20 protein-coding genes and 1 CRISPR repeat array are annotated in these 21003 nt (G+C 43.3%); of the genes, 12 read left to right on the forward strand and 8 right to left on the reverse strand.

Features of this window, described 5'->3' with window-relative positions; translation table 11 throughout:
- From NDA06_RS19165 to NDA06_RS19200, 8 genes are all read left to right on the forward strand, one after another.
- Complete coding sequence (locus tag NDA06_RS19165) at nt 1-147, forward strand: hypothetical protein (protein WP_190985249.1); 147 nt, start codon at nt 1-3, stop codon at nt 145-147.
- Between the two features lie 549 nt (nt 148-696).
- Nucleotides 697-6231, forward strand: coding sequence for a DUF3883 domain-containing protein (locus tag NDA06_RS19170; RefSeq protein WP_190985248.1), 5535 nt, complete (start codon nt 697-699; stop codon nt 6229-6231).
- Nucleotides 6232-6567: 336 nt separating this feature from the next.
- Complete coding sequence (locus NDA06_RS19175; RefSeq protein WP_190985247.1) at nt 6568-6861, forward strand: acyl carrier protein; 294 nt, start codon at nt 6568-6570, stop codon at nt 6859-6861.
- A 2-nt stretch (nt 6862-6863) separates the two neighbouring features.
- Nucleotides 6864-7214 (forward strand): helix-turn-helix transcriptional regulator, encoded by a 351-nt coding sequence (locus NDA06_RS19180; protein WP_190985246.1) that lies wholly within the window; start codon nt 6864-6866, stop codon nt 7212-7214.
- A gap of 11 nt (nt 7215-7225) precedes the next feature.
- Complete coding sequence (locus NDA06_RS19185; RefSeq protein ID WP_242047393.1) at nt 7226-8092, forward strand: ImmA/IrrE family metallo-endopeptidase; 867 nt, start codon at nt 7226-7228, stop codon at nt 8090-8092.
- Complete coding sequence (locus NDA06_RS19190; RefSeq protein ID WP_190985244.1) at nt 8085-8897, forward strand: thymidylate synthase; 813 nt, start codon at nt 8085-8087, stop codon at nt 8895-8897. Before NDA06_RS19185 ends, NDA06_RS19190 begins: the two co-directional genes overlap by 8 nt.
- Before the next feature lie 22 nt (nt 8898-8919).
- Nucleotides 8920-10068, forward strand: coding sequence for a nucleotide kinase domain-containing protein (locus NDA06_RS19195; protein WP_190985243.1), 1149 nt, complete (start codon nt 8920-8922; stop codon nt 10066-10068).
- Between the two features lie 20 nt (nt 10069-10088).
- Nucleotides 10089-10994 carry a nucleoside triphosphate pyrophosphohydrolase family protein gene (locus NDA06_RS19200; protein WP_190985242.1) on the forward strand — a complete coding sequence of 302 codons (906 nt, stop codon included), beginning with the start codon at nt 10089-10091 and terminating at the stop codon, nt 10992-10994.
- Nucleotides 10995-11143: 149 nt separating this feature from the next.
- On the opposite strand, the gene NDA06_RS19205 is transcribed toward NDA06_RS19200, so the two are convergent.
- The 4 genes from NDA06_RS19205 to NDA06_RS19220 form a co-directional block, all read right to left on the reverse strand.
- Complete coding sequence (locus NDA06_RS19205) at nt 11144-11818, reverse strand: hypothetical protein (protein WP_190985241.1); 675 nt, start codon at nt 11816-11818, stop codon at nt 11144-11146.
- A 37-nt stretch (nt 11819-11855) separates the two neighbouring features.
- Nucleotides 11856-12056, reverse strand: a complete 201-nt coding sequence (locus tag NDA06_RS19210; protein ID WP_190985240.1) for a hypothetical protein — start codon at nt 12054-12056, stop codon at nt 11856-11858.
- Between the two features lie 217 nt (nt 12057-12273).
- Nucleotides 12274-12423 (reverse strand): hypothetical protein, encoded by a 150-nt coding sequence (locus NDA06_RS19215; protein ID WP_190985239.1) that lies wholly within the window; start codon nt 12421-12423, stop codon nt 12274-12276.
- Nucleotides 12401-12664, reverse strand: a complete 264-nt coding sequence (locus NDA06_RS19220) for a helix-turn-helix domain-containing protein (protein WP_190686765.1) — start codon at nt 12662-12664, stop codon at nt 12401-12403. The genes NDA06_RS19215 and NDA06_RS19220 overlap by 23 nt, the downstream gene beginning before the upstream one ends.
- A gap of 106 nt (nt 12665-12770) precedes the next feature.
- On the opposite strand from NDA06_RS19220, the gene NDA06_RS19225 reads away from it, so the two are divergent.
- The 3 genes from NDA06_RS19225 to NDA06_RS19235 all read left to right on the forward strand — a co-directional run bounded on the left by NDA06_RS19225 (nt 12771) and on the right by NDA06_RS19235 (nt 14762).
- A complete protein-coding gene (locus NDA06_RS19225) occupies nt 12771-13019 on the forward strand; it encodes a hypothetical protein (RefSeq protein WP_190434453.1) in 249 nt (82 codons plus the stop codon).
- A gap of 53 nt (nt 13020-13072) precedes the next feature.
- Nucleotides 13073-13348 (forward strand): helix-turn-helix domain-containing protein, encoded by a 276-nt coding sequence (locus NDA06_RS19230; RefSeq protein WP_190985238.1) that lies wholly within the window; start codon nt 13073-13075, stop codon nt 13346-13348.
- Between the two features lie 103 nt (nt 13349-13451).
- The gene (locus NDA06_RS19235) at nt 13452-14762 is read left to right on the forward strand and encodes a hypothetical protein (RefSeq protein WP_190985237.1); all 1311 of its coding nucleotides are present in this window, start codon (nt 13452-13454) and stop codon (nt 14760-14762) included.
- A gap of 320 nt (nt 14763-15082) precedes the next feature.
- Nucleotides 15083-15338: direct repeats of the CRISPR family, unit length 37 nt; unit sequence TCTGAGCAACGCCTAACGGCATAAAGCCACGAATCAC.
- Between the two features lie 246 nt (nt 15339-15584).
- Here NDA06_RS19235 and cas5 read toward each other — a convergent pair.
- From cas5 to cas6, 4 genes are read right to left on the reverse strand one after another with little or no spacing between them, the layout of a single operon-like run.
- Nucleotides 15585-16223: a type I-MYXAN CRISPR-associated protein Cas5/Cmx5/DevS gene (gene cas5, locus NDA06_RS19240; protein WP_190985236.1), complete on the reverse strand. Its 639-nt coding sequence runs from the start codon at nt 16221-16223 to the stop codon at nt 15585-15587.
- 8 nt (nt 16224-16231) lie between these two features.
- A complete protein-coding gene (locus tag NDA06_RS19245) occupies nt 16232-17188 on the reverse strand; it encodes a CRISPR-associated protein (protein WP_190985235.1) in 957 nt (318 codons plus the stop codon).
- Nucleotides 17166-18743 carry a type I-MYXAN CRISPR-associated Cas8a1/Cmx1 gene (cas8a1, locus tag NDA06_RS19250; RefSeq protein ID WP_190985234.1) on the reverse strand — a complete coding sequence of 526 codons (1578 nt, stop codon included), beginning with the start codon at nt 18741-18743 and terminating at the stop codon, nt 17166-17168. The genes NDA06_RS19245 and cas8a1 overlap by 23 nt, the downstream gene beginning before the upstream one ends.
- 2 nt (nt 18744-18745) lie before the next feature.
- Nucleotides 18746-19408: a type I-MYXAN CRISPR-associated protein Cas6/Cmx6 gene (cas6, locus tag NDA06_RS19255; RefSeq protein ID WP_190985233.1), complete on the reverse strand. Its 663-nt coding sequence runs from the start codon at nt 19406-19408 to the stop codon at nt 18746-18748.
- A gap of 153 nt (nt 19409-19561) precedes the next feature.
- Between cas6 and NDA06_RS19260 the strand changes: the two genes are divergently transcribed.
- Nucleotides 19562-20938, forward strand: a complete 1377-nt coding sequence (locus NDA06_RS19260) for a TniQ family protein (protein WP_190985232.1) — start codon at nt 19562-19564, stop codon at nt 20936-20938.
- The last annotated feature ends 65 nt before the right edge of the window (nt 20939-21003 follow it).

Below are 21003 nucleotides of genomic sequence, written 5' to 3' on the forward strand. Positions count from 1 at the left end.
TTGACCCTGTGTCCTACACTACTCGACCAGTCGTGCCAGCATCTCGTGCGGGTTCCCGTACCCCTTGCCAACGTCGGATACCCAATCATTAACTTGCTGCTGGACTTCTTGGAGCGTGTAATCAGCCATCGTGCTGCAACAGCGTAAAAAATTTCTGGTGGTTTCACTTTACAGCACGGGAGTGGGAACTCTAAGTAGTAGGTTAGCGTTGAAACATTCCCAAGCAAAGTAGACGAAGGGGGTACGGGTTGCGATTTGACCTGAATCTGCGGTCTGTGGTTCGCCAGCAGCTACGAGATGTAACTAATAAGAATTCTGTCTTTTTGAAGGTTAATCAAGCATGATTGCTGTCGAACATTTACTTGAGAATACACCAGGCACTATTACGCTCGGAGAATTTCGACCGAGCGTAATAATGCCTTCCGCAACCCTACGAATCACGAACAAGCGCTTTTGGTTGGACTAACGCCAACATTGCCGGGTGGCAAAGTGTCCAATACAGCGACGGGGTGGAATCGAAATGAGGTTGGTGTTTGGGGCGGTAAGCAACCATTCCTGATGAGTTGAGTTCGGTTTTGCTAACCAACTTTCGTAGAGCTATGCCAAGTCGGTACGGCAAACCTATCAGAGAATTAATCGAAACCCGTATAGCTGTGAGTGAAGTTGCATCAAACGTTACAAGCTTGAGGTCAGTATATGGCAGGGATAGGGTTGGGTGAGGGTGAAGCCTGGTATCAAAGCGAACGACTCACGACACGATTGAAGAACTTGATTCGGGATTATCCAGAAGGCGTTGGCATTATTAAGGAGCTAATTCAAAATGCTGATGACGCTGGAGCAACCCGTGTAGAAATCATTTTCGATTGGCGCACTCACAGCTTTGAACAGCTCCCCGATCCTCGAATGGAAGCTTTGATGGGAGCCTCTATGCTGGTCTACAACGACTCCAAATTCACGGACGAAGATTTTAGAAATATCCAAAGATTGGGTGATAGCGGCAAGCGAGAAACTCTTTGGAAGACGGGTCGGTTTGGGGTAGGCTTTAATTCGGTTTACCACGTCACCGATCACCCCAGCTTTATTTCTGGCGATCGCATCGTCTTTTTTGACCCTCATGCGTCTGCAATTCGAGATGCAACACGAGAAAAACCGGGACATAGTTGGCGATTTGCAGAGGAAGGCTGGTGGGATTATTGTCCCGACTTCATGAAGGTCTACGAACCAGGCGGGCTACAAGCAGACATAACCCACTTCGACGGAACGCTCTTTCGTCTGCCTTTACGAACTGTTACTCAGGCTCAGGAGAGCGAAATTCGGAATGAGCCGTTCAGTCGAGAGAACGTGCAACAACTGCTGGCAGAATTTGTCAAAGCCGGAGAGGAGATGCTGCTTTTCCTCAAGTCAGTTCTCACGGTTCGGGTTTGTGAAATTGACAATGACGGCAGCAAGCACGATTTGCTTGCTATTACTACCCAAAACGATAAAGCAGTCACGATTGAGCGGAGAAAGCTGCTTACGCCATTGCAGAAGGGCGCAGATACTCTGTTGACACTTTGCCAAGGTGCTTCAAATCTTCTTCCCGCAGTCTCTTATCAGCATACAATCGAGGTTGCCACTCCCGAAAATCAAACCATTTCAACTTGGCGCGTTACCAGCCTAATGCGTGCGGAAGGTGAGTTGCTCAGCTTAATGAAGGAAATGGCGGCACAAGGGGAGAAGGCTGTACCTTGGGCAGGAGCCGCTGCTCTTATTTCTAGAACTGGCAATGCCCAACAAAAAACCTTTGTGGGTCGGGCATACTGCTTTCTGCCGCTTCCCCAGGAAACGGGACTTCCTGTTCACATCAACGGCTTTTTTGATTTGGACTCGTCTCGGCGCGAACTGACCAGTGATACGCTAACGGGCAGGGACAAAAAGCGGGTGCTATGGAACCAACTGCTAGTGCGCCATGTGCTATCCCATGCTTACGCTAACTTAATCGTGAGCTTGGTAGAGGATGTTGGAGAAACAGAACCAGAACGGTTTTACCAATTCTTTCCAACTAAAACTCCAACTAAGGCTCTGGAAAAGTTGCCAACCTACGTCATCAAACTACTCCAAGACAAACCAGTCATTCGCTCGGAGATCGAGCCTCTCACCCCTGTTATTCAGCAGAATGATGAGTGCCAAGCTGGTAAAACTCACTGGGTTACACCTCAAACCATCAAGATTCTTCCTAGAAAGTGGGAAAGCTTACTCGATCCGTTGCGGTTAGATGGTATAGATTTGCCCAGTCCACCTCTGCCCTCCGAACTAGAAGATGCATTTTCGAGCGCCAATACTCCTCTTACCGTTTTTCAGCCAATCGATTTGCGATTGCGCCTACTAACGAAAGAACCTTTGGGAGTGCCTGTGGCAAAGGCTCCCAAAGCTTGCCTTCGCAAGCGAGAATGGGTGACGAACTTGTTACGCTATTGCCTTGATGATGACTGTCGGGACGTGAGGGGTTTGCCATTAGCAATTTTGGCAAATGGGACATTGCAAACCTTTGGGTACAATCCTTCGGGATTCATCTACATCGTGAATTCGCAGCGTGAGATCCTCTTGGATCAAATCTTTGCTAGCCGTCCTGACTGGTTTTTAGACGAAGACTTTGCTGATCGGGTGAGGAAGATTAGCGAATGCCAAGGTAAAGGCATTTCCATACTTACTTCAGAAGAGGTGGCGAAACGGCTAAAGGATTTAATTGTTTTGGGCGACAACATTGCGGTCGAATGGGAACCGGATGGAGAACAGATTCCTAACTCAAGCTGGCTGACGCAGGTCTACAACTTTTTTTCAGATGTAAAGAATTTGCCGACCAATGAAATTAAGGAAGTTCCGCTAGTTCCTTGTAACGATGGCTTGTTATACATAGGAGGAATTGCGAAAACACCTTTGTGGTACGGCTCCAGCACATCCAGAGAAATGTTGGATATGCTGAAATACTTTGAGATTCCGCTGGTCGAGGCTCAGGAACCACTACAGAGAGCGATCTCTATGTTTCGCAGTCGCCATCCTAATAAACTAATTTGGCGGCTCACCGTTCCTGACTTGATCGACACATTATATGCTACGGGTGAGTTGCCTGCTTACAATCCAGATTATTACAAGGGATTAGTTAGCTTCCTAGCTGATCGAAACTGGATACAGGGGGAAGGGAAAAACGATGAGCCACGCAAGGAAAAGCTGCGCCAGTTGCAAATTTATCCCACTATAGAAGGTCAGCCAACAGAGTTGAACAATGTCTACGCACTCGGTGGCTATGTTCCTCCTAAAGTTGCCGGTTCGCTGAAGCTGCTCTGTTTGGGAGCTAATGAGAATAGCCAGGAGTGGAAAGCGTTTTACGATTTCTTAGGGATTCCTGTTTTGGATCATGCGACGATGATCCAACGTTTGCTAGCGGACTACACTAATCTCAAGCCAAGCCAGCAATTGGAAGCCCTGGAGTGGATACGTGACCATTTAAGAATTGCCCAGACGGAACTAGAAAAGCAGAGTCAAAGTGTTGATCTGAAAAAGCAAGTGCGAGAAACACCTCTCATTCATTGTATAGATGGTCAACTAAGAGCGATAAGTGCTGTTTACAATCCCAAAACATATAACGAAGTGCGCCTAGTGCTGGGAGAGCGTGCCCATATGCCCGACATGGCAATCTACAAAAACGCAGAGCATTGGCTTGACTTCTTTCGAGAGTTGAGGATGTTGAAAACGGCTAGTGCAAATGACCTATTGGCGTATGTAGATGAGCAAATTCAGCAGGCAAAGAACGGGGTCACGGATGAGATCGCCAAGCATTTGACAGATGTATTTAGCCACCTTGAAAAACATTGGGAGCGACTGGAAAAAGAAAAGGTGTCTACTGGTAAAACGCTGGCTGAAGCTTTGAAGACGAGGGCTTGGCTCCCTGTTGAGCGAGAGCCGGAGAAACTTAAGCGATTCCCAGCATTCACTGTTCCGCAGAACAGGCTGTATCGTAGTGATGATGTTTGCTTTAGTCCCTATGGGCTTCTTGTAGCTAGCCAAAAGCCTTTGTTTGTCGTTAGCAAACTGCCGAAAAATGAGTTTCAGCAAGCTCTAGGCTTCCGTTTTCCCAACCGCGAAGACGTGGTGAACCACTTTAAGGCTTTGATACAACTTTGGGATGGAGAGGCAACTCCATCATTTGACGATGAGGCATTTCAGCGATCGCTCCAATACATCTACAACTATTTCAAGACTGAGTTTCTTAGCAGTCGAGCGACGGATGCAGACCGTCAATGGTTGCGAAACCAGTTGCAAGGCTACAAATGTTTGTGGAACTATGGGGAGTTTTGGAAGCCGGAACACACATTTCAGGTCAACGTTCCTTTCTTTGGTAAACGTCGGCAAAAAATTACACCTTCTTCGCGCATTCGGGAGGTATACGAGCTTTTGGGGCAAAAACGGCAGCCCGGAATCGACGACTACCTTGCTTTTTTAGCAGAGCTAGCGAAAGAGTGCAGAAGTGAACCTTTAGATGCTGATAATGCGAAGTGTGCCTACGAGGTTTTGCAGCTTCTAACGAGAGATTTGGAACTAGAACAACGTTCTGCTGCCGATTACGATTTGCTCTTGCTGACAGACGATAACCTGCTGTTGCCACCCAACCAAATTCTTATCCCCGATGCACCCTGGCGACTAAACGCTATTGCTGATCGTAATCAGGTTAAAATCTTGCACCCTGAAGTGCCCCACAGTTTAGCGAGTACCGCAGGTAGTCGATCGCTGCTGAGCGATGTGATTGAGAAGCCTACAAACATTGACTTAACAAACGACCAGAATGCAAACAGGCTTTGTCAGAAGTGGCAGATTCTGCTGCGTTCGCCAGAATTTCTCAGAGGATTAGAGCGGCTGATTATAGACCAGTACGGATTAGAAGCAAAAGTGGAGTTGGGTTGGCTAGCAAGGGCAGGTGTTGAAGCAGCGGCGACGATTAGCACCAAATTGCTACTGGACGATCGTTGTATCGCGTCAGGTCTGCAAGGAAGCTATTACTTCGAGCCGAACAAGTGTGTGTTCTACCTCAGCTATGAAGGCGAAGAATTAATGCGCCACCACCAGACTGAGAGCCTCAACCATCAGTTAGGCAGCTTTAAGCTGAATGATACGGCTCGCTTATTGACAATGCTCAACAGCAAGCCATCTGAGATTGAATACCTGCTTGATCGGCTCAAAGTTAAGGCACTCAAGCGATTAGCCCTTGCGACCGTAGTATCGTTTGCCGAAATGGATGGAGATGAGGTTGACCAAATTTTTGATCCCCATTTGCTGGATGAGTTTGAGGTGGACAACGTGGGTGATGGTAAGACGAATAATAGTAACGAGGAAAAGCCGTCTAGTTTCTTACCAGTTACAAAAGCTAATGACAGTATCACAGGGCAAGCCATCGCCAAGCCTAACTCTGCTCCACCTACAACCAATGGCTTAACAACGGCCTCACCCTCTATCTCTCCTACTCCTGTTCAGCCTATTGCCAATCCAATTATTAAGCCTGCAAAACCGAGCGCTCTAGTAAAACAGGCAACGAATATTTTAAATGTGAAATCTGCTGCTCAGTCTGCGAACGAAAATGATGTGGAGAAAACGAATCACAAGCCAATTTTGGTTTCTTCTACTTATAGAAGAAACCATGTTTTTCGAGTAGGACTAGCAGGTGGTTTGAAACGAGCAAGTTACTCCGGCAATCGGAGATCGCAAGCCAGAGCTGCATACCCAAGCCAACAATATCGCAACGGTGTCCGAGTTCGTTCTGGATTGGAAGTTAATCCTAACAAAAGTGTAGAAACAAGATTGTCAGAAGTCGAGGCGAAAAAGATTGACCGGGCTGGGATGGCGCAAGTCATGGAGTATGAGCGTCGGCATGGGCGCGAACCTAAAGATATGAATGAGATTCACTCAAATCATCCTGGCTACGATATTGAGTCGAGAGATGTGCGATCAGGTGAAGTTCGCTACATCGAGGTGAAGTCACTACGGGGGTTATGGGACAGACGAGGAGTCTGCATATCTCTAACTCAGTTTGAAAAGGGTAATGAGAAGCAGGATAAGTTCTGGCTATACGTGGTTGAGCAGGCCGAAATGGACAAAGCAAAGGTGACTCTGATTCAGAACCCGGTTGGATTGGTGGGTGAGTTTTACTACGACGATAGCTGGCGGCAATTAGCAGATGATGAAGCAAGTGAGGTGGGCTAATGCAACTTTTGTTTTCATGGAGAAGAAAGCGCGATCGCGCTTTTTGCTCGGTGAACTCGGTATGAGTCAATAAAGTGGGCGATTACGAAAGCCTTTTTTAATCTCCCTGTCAATCGAATGACAAATGTAGCAAGAAGCGTTCTTTGTAACGCAAGGGCAGCGAGTTTTATGCCAAGCGGCTGATGAGCGCTTTTCGTGAGCGAAGAAGGTTTTGGTTTGTGTTGTTAAAATCCAGCTGACTGGATTTTAACAACGGTCAGCCTCCTTAGTAGAATGGGCAGTCTTTGTTTAATTTGGTAAGATATTCTTACCAACGGTAAGAAACGGAACCGTGCCATGACTCCAGAGGATGTGAAAGTCAAGCTTATAGAAGTACTCCAAGAAATCCAGAGTGACAGCGGCTATGAAGAAACACCAATCTCAGGAATAACCTGTCCCATGACTGACCTGAAAGGGTTTGATAGCCTCCTTGGTGTTGAGGCGATTAATATGCTAGCCGACAAGCTCGACGTGGAAATTCCCAGCAGCTACATTCACAAAATATGTCTCTCGCAGGACGGCAAGCAGTGGCTCACCCTTGACGAGTCTGTTGCTGTAGTCTGTGAGATTGTCAACAGAGGAGGGACTTAGGTATGAGTCACATAGAAGAGAAGAGGTCAATTATTGCAGCTCGCTTGCGTGAAGCTCGCAAGATGGCGGGGCTTTCCCAAGCTCAGGTAGCTAAGATGCTTAGTCTTCATCGCCCTTCAATTACGGAAGCGGAAGCTGGGAATAGAAAGGTTTCTGCTGATGAGATCACGAAGCTAGCCGAAATTTATGACGTAAGTGTGTCATGGCTCCTTGGGGAGGGTGCAGACAAGCTTGATATCCATGACGACAAGATTCAGCTTGCAGCCAGAGAACTCCGAAAGCTTAAGCCAGATGACCTGGATCGACTTTTAACAATACTTGCCTCAATGCATAGAGGGGGAGAAGTACTTTGAGGAATCAGACTTTGAGAAATCAGAGACAGGTTTTGGCACAACAAGCCCAGCAGAAAGCAATCGATGTGCGGAGGAAAGCCGGTTTTGACAACAAAAGCCCACTCTGCATTTATAGCTTGTGCGACAAGCTCAATGTGAGGGTCAAGTTTGTTGACATCAGTATGGAAGGTATCTATCTCCGAGAAGCAGAGCCGGTAATTTTACTTTCCGCATTACGTCCTCTCCCCAGACGTATCTTTACCTGTGCTCACGAACTTGGTCATCATGTCTTTGGACATGGTTCGACTATTGATGAACTGCTAGGAGAATCAGAAAGCGCTCAGGCTTTTCAACCAGAGGAGTTTTTAGCTAACTCATTTGCTGGATTCTTGCTCATGCCAATTTTAGCCGTGCGGAAAGCATTCGTTTCGCGAGGGTGGGATACTGCTTCGGCAACGCCAGAACAGGTTTTTACAGTTGCCTGTACTTTCGGCGTTGGGTACGAAACCCTAATTACTCACATGGCTTATGCTCTTAAGATGATCTCCTCTTCAAGGGCTAGTACGCTTCTCAAAACCAAGCCCAAGGCTATCCGTGAAAAGGTGCTTGGGCGTCCATCTACTGACCCGTTGATTATCGCCGATGCACACTGGTCAATGCCAACAATTGATGCAGAAGTTGGAAGTCTGCTTTTGCTTCCAAGCGGAGCAGAAGCAGTAAATGACACTATCAGTTTTGAAGAAAATCACCCGAAGGGACACCTTTTTAAAGCTAACCGTCCCGGTCTTATTCAGGTTTATTGCCGTGACACCGGATGGGCTGTCTTTGTTCGTGTCTCGCGCTCTCAGTTTATTGGTCTAAGTCAATACCGACATTTTGAGGAGGTGGAAAATGAGTAAAAGTTTACCTTTTTTGATTGATGAAGAAAACCTTTCCCATGCTTGGGCAAAAGCATTTTTGCACATTATTGACAATCCAGGTAAGGGAATTTCGCCTCTTGTGGTGAGCATCACAGGTTTTAATGATGGTATTTCAAATGAAGATATGGATATTCGACAATCGCTTGATAAATGTCTTGCTGATAATGACGAGCAAAAAATCCACACGGTTGCCAATACGATTTTCCCTGATTCCCTTTGGAGACGGTCTAAGTACCAGCGTCATGAACTGTTTGAACGATATCTCAAGTTTCTTCCCAGGGCTAAAGCAATAAAACATTGTAAACCTAAAAATAGGCGCGGTCTTTACTTTGAGAGACTTATTGCCTTTGGTTCTGATGAGCAAACTAAAGTCAACCAACTTGAATACATTATTGATCGGTACCAGGCACAACCAACAGCCAGGAAAAGCATGTTTCAGGCATCAATTTTTGATCCTAGAGAAGACCATATTCCTAACCCTTATATCCCCTTCCCCTGTCTACAACACGTCAGCTTTGTTCCCCAGGGAAAAACGCTGACGTTGAACGCTTTTTATGCAACACAGCAGCTACTCAATAAAGCCTACGGTAATTACTTGGGGCTATGCAGGTTGGGAAATTTTATGTCTCATGAAATGGGTCTAACGTTTAGCCGCATGAACTGCTTTGTCGGTGTAGCTAAGCTAGAACATATTGGCAAGGAAAAGAATATTTCTAAGACATCACATATTCTTACTCCAACCATACAAGTATGCCGAAAAGTGTTACTCTCAAGGACAGAGTAACAAGCAATGGATGGAACGTATAATGCCAACCAAACAACCAACGAGAGGAAAATTTAAAACTACTCAAAAAGACACATCTCTTGACGAACAACTAAGTCTTGACTTAGGCGAATCTAGTAGACCTAAAATCTCTGACAGCATAGATGTTGCCGCATATTCTCACCTTCTGCCTGCCAAGCCTACCGTTGTGTTTGATACGTACTGGCGATTTGCAGCAGAAAGGCAAAAAGTATTTTTCAAGAAATTGCGCCGAGAACTGATGCCTTGGACTGAAGATCCAATTATTTCTACCTTCAAATTTACCAATGCCTACCGAGCATCAGATCGTACAAGCCAATATCTGATCCGTCATGTTATCTACCGAGAAGATCTCCCTTCCACAGCGGAGGAAGTGTTTTTCAGAATTATTCTGTTTAAAATTTTCAACAAAATCGAAACTTGGCGGCTTTTGGAAAGTAGGCTAGGCAATATTATCTACGCAGAATATTCTTTTAAGCGCTACGAAGAAATTCTTGCCGAAGCTATAGAACAAGGTCAACGCATTTATTCAGCGGCATACATTATGCCCTCAGGAGGAAAAGGGCTTAGACATACAAAAAAGCACCACACTCATCTCAAGTTGATTGAGATGATGATGGCTGATGAACTACCAAAGAAGCTAAACGATGCACCAAATATGCACCGAGGATTTGATCTCTTGCGCGAATACCCCACTATTGGTGACTTTCTTGCCTACCAGTTCATTACGGATGTTAATTACAGCGAAATCACGAACTTCAGCGAAATGAGTTTCGTGGTTCCTGGGCCAGGTGCACTTGATGGTATTCGGAAATGTTTTGCAGATATTGGTGGTCTTAATGAGCCAGAAATCATTAAACTGATGGCAGAAAACCAAGAATATGAGTTTGAGCGTTTAGGTCTTGATTTTCAGTCTCTCTTTGGACGACCGTTGCAGTTAATCGACTGTCAAAATCTATTTTGTGAGGTTGATAAATATGCCCGAATGAAACACCCAGAAATCAGCGGAATATCAGGTCGAACTCGTATAAAACAAAAGTATTCAGGTAATGGAGAACCAATAGATTATTGGTATCCGCCCAAGTGGGGAATTAACCAAGCGAGCAAAGAGTCAAGAAAGACTCTAACTACGAAATATTTAAAGGCTGAATAGAAAAGCAAGGAGCCTGAATAATGGATTTTTGCAAGTACCAAGAGCTAGCATTAAAAACGGAACAGGCTACTGCTGTGCCTGGTGCAGAAGTAATTGTAGCTCTACTTGGTCTAGCCAGTGAAGCAGGTGAACTTCTTGGCGAGTACAAAAAGTATCTCCGCGATGGAGCAGCTCATAGGCTTTTCCAAGAACGGGTTGCAGAAGAACTTGGCGATTTACTCTGGTATATTGCCAACGTAGCGAGAAAGTTTGATCTTGATTTGAATTTTATTGCAGAAAGGAATCTCGAAAAATGCCGTAATCTTTGGGCAGAGAAGGAGACAGAACCAACAGGTGTTAAAAATATGGGAAACTCATTTGACAGTGACTTTCCCGAACACGAACGCTTACCTCGAAAGTTCGAGGTCGAAATCACTGAAGTATTCCAAGATAATTCCATAAAAATGAAGGCATTTGTCAACGGACAACAGATTGGAAATGACCTCACTGATAACTCCTATGCCAACGATGGCTACCGCTTCCACGATGTTTTCCACCTAGCCTATGCTGGAGTTTTAGGTTGGTCTCCAGTCACTCGTCAACTACTTGGTGGATGTAAACGCAAAAGCAATCTTAAAGTGGATGAAGTTGAAGACGGCGGTCGTGCCAAGGCAATTGAGGAAGGCATATCAGCACTCGTTTTCAGCTATGCCAAGAATCATGCTTTCTTGGAAGGGGTTTCAGCGATTGACTACCATTTGCTCAGAACCATCAAGGAAATGACCTCCCACTTAGAAGTTGCCCAATGTTCACTTCGTGATTGGGCGAAGGCGATCCTCATGGGCTATGAAATATGGCGGCAGGTAGATAAAAATCGAGGAGGAATAGTCGTTGTTGACCTTGATGCACGTTCCATAACATATCAAGCGTCATATAGCTCTCCTTAGGCTGAACTCGGTTGACACCAGACTTAGCAGCACTAATAAGCTCTGCATCTGTGAAGCAACGTGTCTCAAAGTGAACCTCTGTTCGTTCTAAAAGCTTTTTAAGGGGGCTGATTTCAACGATATCGATGTCATAACCAACAATATTCATGTCATAGAGAATTGAGGAAATAGTTAGCAATTTTATCTGTTAGGGGCTTGGCAATTGATACGGCGATTGCGAGTCCAATAGTCCAGATGATGGCTTGCTTAATAGAATAGCTTTCTAATTTTTTCTCCATATCGTCCAGACGTTTTATGAGAGAAGGAAGAGACGATACTGCATCTGGAGAATTCATTAGCTCGGTGTCGATTGAATCGTAACCGAGCTTTGTACGGGGACGCTCATCAACGGCATCTAAGTCTGCGAACCATATGGAAAAGAGTCGTTGACCGCACTCCACATGAAAGTTTAACGGTCCTGCGTTGTACACCGCAAAAATCAAATGTCCTTTGTAACCTGGATCAACATGGAATCCAGAGACGTTGATCAGTCCTTTTGCTTTTGCCCTGAACTTCATCGTGATGAATGCAATTGCGTGGCTGGGAACGGCGATTTTCTCAGAAGTTATCAGAAACGCAAATTGCCCTGGTGGAATAGCAACGGTGTCCCTTTCATTGAGAAAAATTTTTTTTCGGTCTTTCTGCGGCGTATCAGGAAGAGCTGAAATATAAACTTCTTTACCTAAAGACAACTCATAGGATGCCGACTCAATTCGATCCTCATAAAATGGTTCAATTAAATAAGGACGATAAGATTTCAAAGATTGCGATGACCAAAAACTCATTCTTTTCCCTAATCAAGCCGTCTAGCAGTTCTGTAATTTATAACTGACTTTTTCCTCGATTGTCATCGTATATCATCAAAGTCTCAAAATTAACGTAGAGGTTCAGTGACTGCACCTTTCGCACGTTCCCGTTCGTGGCATCCAGAGCGGCTGTAATGGCGCTCTGGTGGCTCCGATGGGGTAACCCTTTTGGTGATTCCTGCCGCAGCTCAGGGTTGCATGATAATGTCAAATTCACCAGGCTTCTTGGACTTATCCCCAAACAAGGCTGTCTATGTCTCTTTGGTAAACGGTCGAGGTACGATTTAAATAGATTTTTGGGAAAAGCCTTAGATAACGCCCTCTCTGGCATCTGTTCTGATGTAGATAGTTGCCGTGTCTGGCATAAGGCCAGCACACGATTGGTTGACTTCCAAAGTTTTAAGGAACGCGCTAAGGCAGTCCCTGCATAGTTTTTATTTGAGGGGCGATGACGTGACAACTGCTACACACTCCCCTGAAGCTTTTCGACATTCAAACAGACTCCACCCAGCCAGTTCATCCTGTGCTTGGGAATTAGCTTGCGCCCAAGCATCTAAATAATCAAGAACTGCTCTCTGGTTCATTCTCTACCTCAACACCGTAGTCAGTGAACAGACGAGCCATAGAGATGCCCAGCGCATTAGCTAGCTTCTCAACGTTCTCCAGAGAGGGATTTCGCCCACCTCTCTCAATATCCGAAATGTAGGTTTGATGAAGCTCAGCTCGTTCGGCAAGTTCCTCTTGAGACAAATCCAATTCTCGCCGACGCCGCCTGATGGCTTTCCCAAAGCGATGGTTAATCTCTGATTGTTTTTTTCGACTCACTGCACGATTTTCAAGGAGTGCAGGTTATGAGTCCATAGACAATGAGTATTATTTTATAGACTTTAAGTTATAAAATAAATGCAGCCAGTTCTTGAGGAACTTATCTATGCCTAACATCCCTTCCCAAATCCCACCCTTCGCCGTACCAGAGGACATTCCCGAAATCCTACCTGAGCAACAGTTTCAGCTCGGTGATTCAGTACGCTGGCGTCAAGTTCCTCATCCAGACTTTGGTCGCATCCTCGGCGTTATCTACACCCACTCCTCCAGTTGTATTGCTACTGGACTGCATTACCTAGTTTTACTCGACGAGCAAAGCCCCCCACCATATCACCAGCTACGACTTCGCTTTTGAGCAAGACATCGAACGGCTCAATCAGTCATCTGTAGTTTGAATCAGAGGTCATCATGTCTTCTCAACCGACACGTCAACAAGTTCTAGAGCTGCACAATCAGATGTTTATCTCCCCGGAAGACTTCAGTTTTCGCTGGGGAATTGGGTATGAGGAATTAGCAGAAATTTGCGCCATCTCCAAATCCACCACTTACCACTGGCTAGGCGGACAAGCTAGCCGTCGAGAAGCGGGTCTTCCATACCAACGAATCATGGCGATGGCTGATTTTCTCCTCACCAATGCCGAACGAGTTCAGCCACTTTTGGAACGCTGGCACACAAAGCAGTAATCCGACAAATGGTTATGGCTTTGCAAATTGACAAAACTTTCTTGACCGTCTGAAAAACCAGGGAGTACGGTGCAGTCAGTGTAATCTAGACACCGATTGTTTTATGACCTTTTTCTCCACCCGTAACGGCAATCAACCTTCCTCCACTATCGAGATTATTGGCGACCATATTGTGATTCGCGACTTAGAAATCCGTTACCCAGAGGCAGCTAACTACTTGAGACAATTGCCCCAGTCCCAACAAGAATCTACTCTCCTGAGTTGTGTGGAAATGGGTTTTGCCTGCATCCAAGTCGCTCATGCCCGTCAGGATACAGCCTTTATTGAGCAACGGATGCAAGCCCTACTTTCTGAATTCCAAACAGCCGTAAGCCGCATTGTCCAGTCTTTTGAGCAGGAGTTGGTCAGTCAAATTGGTACAGAAAATGGTCAAGTTTTGGCACCGCTCAAAGGACAAATTAATCAAACCGCAGCAGTGCTTACCGCTCAAGTGGATGGCGTCCGAACTCTGCTAGCACGGGATATTGACCCGCATAAGGAAACTTCCGTTATTGGCAGCGTTCTCAAAACCCTCACCAACCTTCTCAACCCCAAATTATCAGATTCCATCCAGGGGTCGTTTAAGGCAGCACTAGCGAATGTTACAGCAGACAACGGAACTCTAGCCAAAGCTGTAAAGAGTGTGGTCAGTGAAGCAGTAAAGCCCTTAGCGTCGGAAGTAGACAAGCTCCGCCAGGAAATTCGAGACAAACAGGTAACGCAAGCAGCACTTGAGCAAACAACAGCTAAGGGTGCTGCCTATGAAGAAATAGTTTTGGTAGAACTACAGGATTGGTCAAAGATTTGTGGTGCTGAGATTCACCACGTCGCCAAAGAAAATGAGCCAGGTGACATCCTCATTAAGCTCACTCCCAACTCAGTAGCGGCAACGGAGATTTCAATCATCATTGAGGCAAGAAACCGACCTTCCCAACCTTGGGGTCGCAAAATGATTTCCCAGCGCTTGACCAAAGCACTGGCAAAGTATGAAGCGAATGCTGGAATTTTCTTGAGTCATTCTCGTCAGGGATTTGCACGGGAAATTGGGGAATGGACACAAGGAACCTGTGAATACGGATTGTGGGTTGCCACTACTCATGAGTTGCTCACGGTTGCCCTTCAGTTTCTAATTGTGCGCCAGCAATTAGCGACTCAACAAGCCTTTAACACTAAGCTTGACTATGGTGTTATTGAAGCTCAGATTCAGCGCATTCAATCTTCCCTAAATTACATTAGCCAAATTAACTCTCACCTGACGTACTTACAAGAAAACACAGAAGGGATTCGCACAAAAGCCAAGGTGATGAAAGCAGAAATTCAGAGTGCCCTTGGCTCAATCAGTGAAAGTCTTCGTGTTGTTTCTCGTGAAACATGAGGGTACAACCAGCCGCAATTATCTTAACGCCAGCCGAAAAAACGTGCCTGAGCCTAATAGGTTTGAGCTGGTGTCAAATCGCGTGTTGAGAAATTGTATGAAATTGAGATGAAATAGAAGTGGAATGTAACACAAGTTCAGGCGAACGGGAAAAAGTTGATGAGTTGACCGCAAAAGAAATTGAGGAACCCAAGGTTCGAGTACACTGCTTATTCCAAAGAAATCTGGACTTGCACTGAGTACCCTAACCGGATAAATATTTTGATATGCTCTCAGATGCTTTATGTGAACTTTTGCTGTTGAAGTTTTGATTTAAAGTTGCTGAGCAACGTCTATAGACATGAAGCCACGAATCACTCGGAGGAGGTTAAGATAATAACAGCGCCGCAGTTCTGAGCAACGCCTAACGGCATAAAGCCACGAATCACAAGTGAAAAGAGAGTTTATCGATCCTCTGCAACCGTATCTGAGCAACGCCTAACGGCATAAAGCCACGAATCACTGCCTTTACTTACAATCTGCCAAAAGCACTTCCAGCTCTGAGCAACGCCTAACGGCATAAAGCCACGAATCACAGCAAAGGTGAAAACCCTTGACTGATAAAGGCTCATTTACAATCTTACAAGCACCTTCGGGATAGAGAACCCAAAAACACAAAACTTACAAAATATCCTTTACCTTCAGCCCCTCAAACCCAGTCCCTATAAACTTTTCCAGAAATAGCAAGCAGCTTTCTCCTTGCCTAAATTGCCGTACCCCTCACCCTGTAACCCTTTGAGCCATTTTTTTACTCTAAATTCCCTTGAACATCAGAGATACTTGTCAAATCGGAGATTGAATCATCGTCCACGCCAAATCAGGAGGCGATGAGCTTGAGATTTCCTCCATCCGATACCTCAAAAATCGGGTATTTCTTGACCCTACATGGTCAACCCAATAGGGTAAGGTTAAACTGCCTCGATTATCCCTAATCGCCCACTGTCTGACTCCCTCTAGATAATCTTCCCTTGCAAGTTTGATCGTTTTAATCAACTGGTCACTTTCTCCCAAAAACAAACAACCAAACCGTCTTACTAGCTCAGGATGGTCAAACGCTAACTGTATCCTCTCCCTTAAACTTGGTTGTATCTTCTCCCCGTCAGAACGAACCCAAATCAAACACTTCAGATTAGACACAATTTCTTGATAACAGGGAATAACATTCTCTGGATGGCTAAAATCAGCATTCTTAAACCGTCTCATTTGACGCAAAATTCGTGACTTTTTGGGGGTAGATAACATCGCGATCGCCAATTCTACCCCACAGTGGCGATAGACATCCGTTTCCCCTACCAAAGATAACAACATCCCATACACTGTCGCTGGAGGAGGGACAGGATAGCTTTTTCCCATTTCCCTTGCATGGGACTCCCGAAAAGTCGCAAATGGAACATCCAAATAGAGAATTAATGGTGCAATCATTTTGATTCTTATAATCCTAAATCTCTTTTAATCACTGCTTTCAAAGCTTCAATCAGTTCATTCCGATTTCGATAAATATGCGCGTTCTTAAAAGGAGAATTATCAAAATTATCCAATTGCTGTAACTCCTTAACGATTGTTCCCCCAACCCACAATTGATTAGGGTCAATCTGACCACATTCCACTTCATCTATAAACTCTTCTGTAAGTTTTGCTTCCTTACTCTTAGGATCGCAATATTCAAAGCAGTAGGAAATATATGAAGCAAAATTATTTGTCCATTGAAATACTAAACTATCGGGGCAGAAAGGATAATTAAAAGTATTACTACTCCCTCCTACTTTAGGCAAATTCATAATTCCATCTATCAGAGGTAAAATCCGCGAAAAATCTTTGAGATGAGTGGCATTAATTCCAAAATAATATTGATATCGAGTGGCATGATATTCTGTAAAGTGAAGCGATGTGCTATCCTTTTCTCTACCACTTTTTGCCCCTAACTTGACTGCACCATCATAAGGCGTGAGCGAAACAGCCATATTCATCCCTAAAGCACCCATTCGCTGATTAGGACTGCTCACTTTTTTTTGTTTCTTTCTTCTCTTTGTTGTTGAAGTATCCTCCTCTGTTTCAGCAGACTCTAATAAAGCAAACCCAAAAATATCATCATCATAATATTGTCCTGGATCAAAATCTTCACTTTTTAATCGATTAATATTTTCGTCCTCATCCCAAACCCGATTAACTAAATAACCTTGCTTTTGAAGATAAAAACGTAACGCCCACCGAATCGCACTTGAACCTACAAAAGAATGAATATTACCATTCCAATAGCCTTTTTGCAAAGTAGTCTTATTTCCTCGTCTAATGTCATGATTTAAGGATGCTAAACCATAACGAGTCAGGATTGTTCCGTAAAGATAATAATTGGGGATATTATTGTTATTCTTCTTCTGACTCATCATTCATTTCTCCTAGTTTTTGATTGTTTGGAAATGAACTATCATCCCCTTTTGCGGGTTTATCTTTAGGTTGATAACTGGCAATCGCTAACAATGACCAAATTTTTAGTTTTTGCCAAGGTGAATTTTTAATTAGTAGTAAAATCTCTTCTTGCTGCTCATTAAAATACTTATTTATTCCCCCTCTTACTAAAAAGTCGGACAAATATTCCTGAAACGACAATTCATTATAACAATAGTTTATCTCTGCCCTTAATCGTTCAACTTTCTTCTTAATTGGAGACTTTTTTCCTTCCTCTGTTTTGGCATAAATTTTAGCAAAATTGCCCTTCATAGCTTGCTGAAATACCTTAACAAAAATAAGATACTGCTTATCTTCTTCACTCTTTTCTGCCATTATTGTGAATCCTTCTCGATTGAAAAATAACTGGTTAAATAAATATCCTTTTGAATCCTCCATCACCAATTTTTCCCAAAAGTTAGACCACCAATGGATTCCTTTTACTAAATTATCAGCAATTAGGGAGCGAATCAAATTCACCTTAATAAAAATTTGCTTAGGTTTAATCTTCTGATAATTGGTTTGAAAGTATTTTTGAACCTGTTGATAAGTGATTAAAGTATTCCGATCAATTTTAATTTCTTCTATACTCATTAATGTCCTTTGACGAGAAGTTTGATTCATTTTTTCATATAACCAAACTTGACAAGCTTGATAGTAGTCGCCTTCAGGCTGAATATCGTCTAAGCTGTAATAAAGTAATCCTGCTTCACCAAGGCTACCAACATGAAACTGTTTAGTTTCTAATTGCTGTAATTGCCATCTTCTTTGAGAAGCATCTTCAAAATCCTTGATTTCTGGAATCACCACTAGGTAGCAATGGGGTTTCTTTTCCTTCAAGTCTTCTGATGGAATATGAAGTAAGCAATAATGACAAACTACTGGTACAAATAATAATGCTAAGGCGTATTCAGGTTTCTCTTCCAGTTTTGTAGTATCCTTTGTCCTAGCATGGCGGACAATTCCCCCTAAATACAACCAACTGGTTATTTGAACATAATCCTGTCTAAGTTGTTGGGTATCTACCTCACATAACTTCTCTGCAAAACTTTGATGTGCGTACCAAATTAGAGATTTGTATTGATACTCAACTTTTTTTTCTTCAACCTTTAGTTCAGTGTTAACTATCGCTCCCGCTTGATAAAACTGATTATGACGCAGGAAAACAGCGCATATTCCCTCATGAATATGGATCTTCTGCCTTAAATTTATTCCATCATTGTCTAATCCTGTTAAATGAATTAAACCTGTATCATCTAATTGAAAAGACTCCTTAATTAACCAAGATAGGGCGACAAAATCACTTCCTTGCCAGAATAATTCAATCGTATCAGCAGTCAAAAACCATGATATATGTCCTCCGCGTTGATGAAATGAGGGATATTGCTTTTCTAATCGCTTTAAAGTCATGTAAAGTCCCGTCATTCCAGCGCGGTGCATTATTGTCGTATCCGCAGCATCGAGAGATAGGGAAATTTTGGGTTGGGTAGTAACCACGATTAGGTTTCCTCTTCTTCCTTGCTGCGAGTCGCTGGAACAAATATTCCACACATCATCTTTCGTTTCCCGCCAATGCCCTGTTCTTGCAACGTTAAGGAATCTTCTGAGTTGAGTTCGCTGATTTTTACGCCAAATCCTCTAACTTTAAACTGTTTTTCTTCTTTATTGATGGTTAATTGCCTTCGTTGAGGTGTTCCATCTTGTCGGGTAAGAAGTTCAATTTTCCCTTGTATTCCTAAACTATCCAGTTGCCGTTGAACAGCTTCAATAAAGTTAGTAGGGTCTTGAAACCCTTTAATTAACACTAATCTGGAATAAACACTTTCTGAAGAAATTAACGGTTTATAGTCAGGAATATCTAGTTGATAAAAATGTTGACCTAGTTGAAAAGCTTGACCAGCTAAATAAGGATAAATTAAAGGAATTTGTTGATGATGAATCCGAATTTTTAGACGAGATTGAGCAGTGAGTTCAAGGAAGTTGTTGCTGGTCGGTATTCCGGCAATCGGATGAATTCCAATAGAGTCTAGTTCATGAAGGGGAGGACAAATACGGGACAAAGCAGAATAAATAGGATAACCATTATCAAGAGGGATGGGTGAGCCTCTTAGTTTAAACGTTAGGTCTAAATATTCTTCGCTGTTAATGAAGTTGGCTGTCATAGATATTTCATTAAAATAATTAATGATGAATATTGTATAATTTACTAATGTTTTAAGTATTTTAGTAGATAATGATTTATTTTAAGATTTAGAAGTATCTTTTATCTCAATCTTAAAGCAAATTTAATAATTTTTAACCAAAAATCAATGGTGATGGATATTAATGTAATAGAAATTAAACCCTACACTAATCATGAGCTATGGAGTCCAGAGAAGTTTCTTATGCCTCCCCGAAGTCCTTTGCATCATTTAGAACCGATCGGTGTGGGAACTCCTACAGTTGAGAGTTTAACCAGCTATGTGACACGGTTAGCTCAATCTCATGGAGTTTTTGTCAGCACATTACTATCGAGAATAGTTAATCCCCTCTTGCAGCGAACCTTTATCAAAGATTCTACCAGTAGAGGATTAGAACCGTTTTTTAACCGTTCTCATGTTTTAAATGGATATGGAACGATAGCTACTGATTTTGTTGAGGTTCTTAATCAGTTAACCTTGTCTAATAAGTTAAAGTTTTTAACATTGATATCCTTTTCCAATATTTTAGTTGCAAAAGGCTTATTACGTCCTTATAAAGCTTGGTGTCCAATATGCTACGAACACCGGAAAAAAAATCTAGAAGTTATTTATGAACCCCTGCTATGGTCACTCAATGATGTCAAGATTTGTTTAATACATCAACATCCTCTTGTGCAAGATTGTCCTCATTGTTATCGCCAATCACCTTGGTTAAACTGGAAATCCAGTTTAGGCTATTGTTCACAATGTTCTCAGTGGTTAGGAGGAGGTTCTAATACTTCAGTAGTTACTCAGGAGAGATGGATAGCCGAAACTTTAGGAGAATTAGTTGCGAATGCAGAGCAGTTATCTTCTGTACTTACTCAAGAGCATATACAAAAATCTTTTACTCATGTAGTGCATCAAGTAACCGAGGGTAATATAGCTGCTTTTGCTGCAATGCACAAAATTCCTAAAAATACTTTTTGGGGTTGGTATTGCGGGAAAAACTGTCCCCCTTTATCTGCTTTAATACAAATTTGCTATAATTTTAAAATTTCTCTATCTCAGTTCTTTACGCAAGATTTCAATCTATCAACTATCCATGCTCGAAAGCTGAAGGTTGAGATGGAATATTCTAAGAAAACGCGCTCATCTCCGAGAACGCTCGATTTAAATCATATTGAAAATACCCTGAGCATCATTTTGTCCCAAGTAGAAGAGCCACTACCAACAATTACAGAGATAGCGGAACAGTTGAAAATTAATAGACGAGTTCTTTCAAGGCATTTCCCTGTACTATGCCACAAAATTGTCACGAAACGCCGCAATTATATGCGTATGAGTCACTTAGCTGCTATTGAGCAGTGTTGTCAAGAAATTAAAGAGGCGATCGTCTCACTCCAGCGATCAGGAGAATACCCAAGCGAGTCCCGCGTGTGTGAACTGATTAGTAACCCCGGCTATTTTCGTTATCAGCAGGTTCGGCTACTCTATAAGCAAGAGCTTCAATCTACTCTAAGTAGCTTGTGAGCTTTCAGTGTGAATGAGGATAGTCGATCGTCTACATCTATTTTCTCGTCATTTTTTTCAGGCAT

The sequence above is a fragment of the Trichocoleus sp. ST-U1 genome (genome assembly GCF_039961835.1).
Classification (GTDB): domain Bacteria; phylum Cyanobacteriota; class Cyanobacteriia; order Cyanobacteriales; family FACHB-T130; genus FACHB-T130.

Excerpts from the sequence above, each read along its gene's own strand:
- NDA06_RS19170 (WP_190985248.1), top strand. The coding sequence starts at position 697 with ATGGCAGGGATAGGGTTGGGTGAGGGTGAAGCCTGGTATCAAAGCGAA.
- NDA06_RS19175 (WP_190985247.1), top strand. The coding sequence starts at position 6,568 with ATGACTCCAGAGGATGTGAAAGTCAAGCTTATAGAAGTACTCCAAGAA.
- NDA06_RS19180 (WP_190985246.1), top strand. The coding sequence starts at position 6,864 with ATGAGTCACATAGAAGAGAAGAGGTCAATTATTGCAGCTCGCTTGCGT.
- NDA06_RS19190 (WP_190985244.1), top strand. The coding sequence starts at position 8,085 with ATGAGTAAAAGTTTACCTTTTTTGATTGATGAAGAAAACCTTTCCCAT.
- NDA06_RS19195 (WP_190985243.1), top strand. The coding sequence starts at position 8,920 with ATGCCAACCAAACAACCAACGAGAGGAAAATTTAAAACTACTCAAAAA.
- NDA06_RS19200 (WP_190985242.1), top strand. The coding sequence starts at position 10,089 with ATGGATTTTTGCAAGTACCAAGAGCTAGCATTAAAAACGGAACAGGCT.
- NDA06_RS19205 (WP_190985241.1), bottom strand. The coding sequence starts at position 11,818 with ATGAGTTTTTGGTCATCGCAATCTTTGAAATCTTATCGTCCTTATTTA.
- NDA06_RS19215 (WP_190985239.1), bottom strand. The coding sequence starts at position 12,423 with ATGAACCAGAGAGCAGTTCTTGATTATTTAGATGCTTGGGCGCAAGCT.
- NDA06_RS19225 (WP_190434453.1), top strand. The coding sequence starts at position 12,771 with ATGCCTAACATCCCTTCCCAAATCCCACCCTTCGCCGTACCAGAGGAC.
- NDA06_RS19230 (WP_190985238.1), top strand. The coding sequence starts at position 13,073 with ATGTCTTCTCAACCGACACGTCAACAAGTTCTAGAGCTGCACAATCAG.
- NDA06_RS19235 (WP_190985237.1), top strand. The coding sequence starts at position 13,452 with ATGACCTTTTTCTCCACCCGTAACGGCAATCAACCTTCCTCCACTATC.
- cas5 (WP_190985236.1), bottom strand. The coding sequence starts at position 16,223 with ATGATTGCACCATTAATTCTCTATTTGGATGTTCCATTTGCGACTTTT.
- NDA06_RS19245 (WP_190985235.1), bottom strand. The coding sequence starts at position 17,188 with ATGATGAGTCAGAAGAAGAATAACAATAATATCCCCAATTATTATCTT.
- cas6 (WP_190985233.1), bottom strand. The coding sequence starts at position 19,408 with ATGACAGCCAACTTCATTAACAGCGAAGAATATTTAGACCTAACGTTT.
- NDA06_RS19260 (WP_190985232.1), top strand. The coding sequence starts at position 19,562 with ATGGATATTAATGTAATAGAAATTAAACCCTACACTAATCATGAGCTA.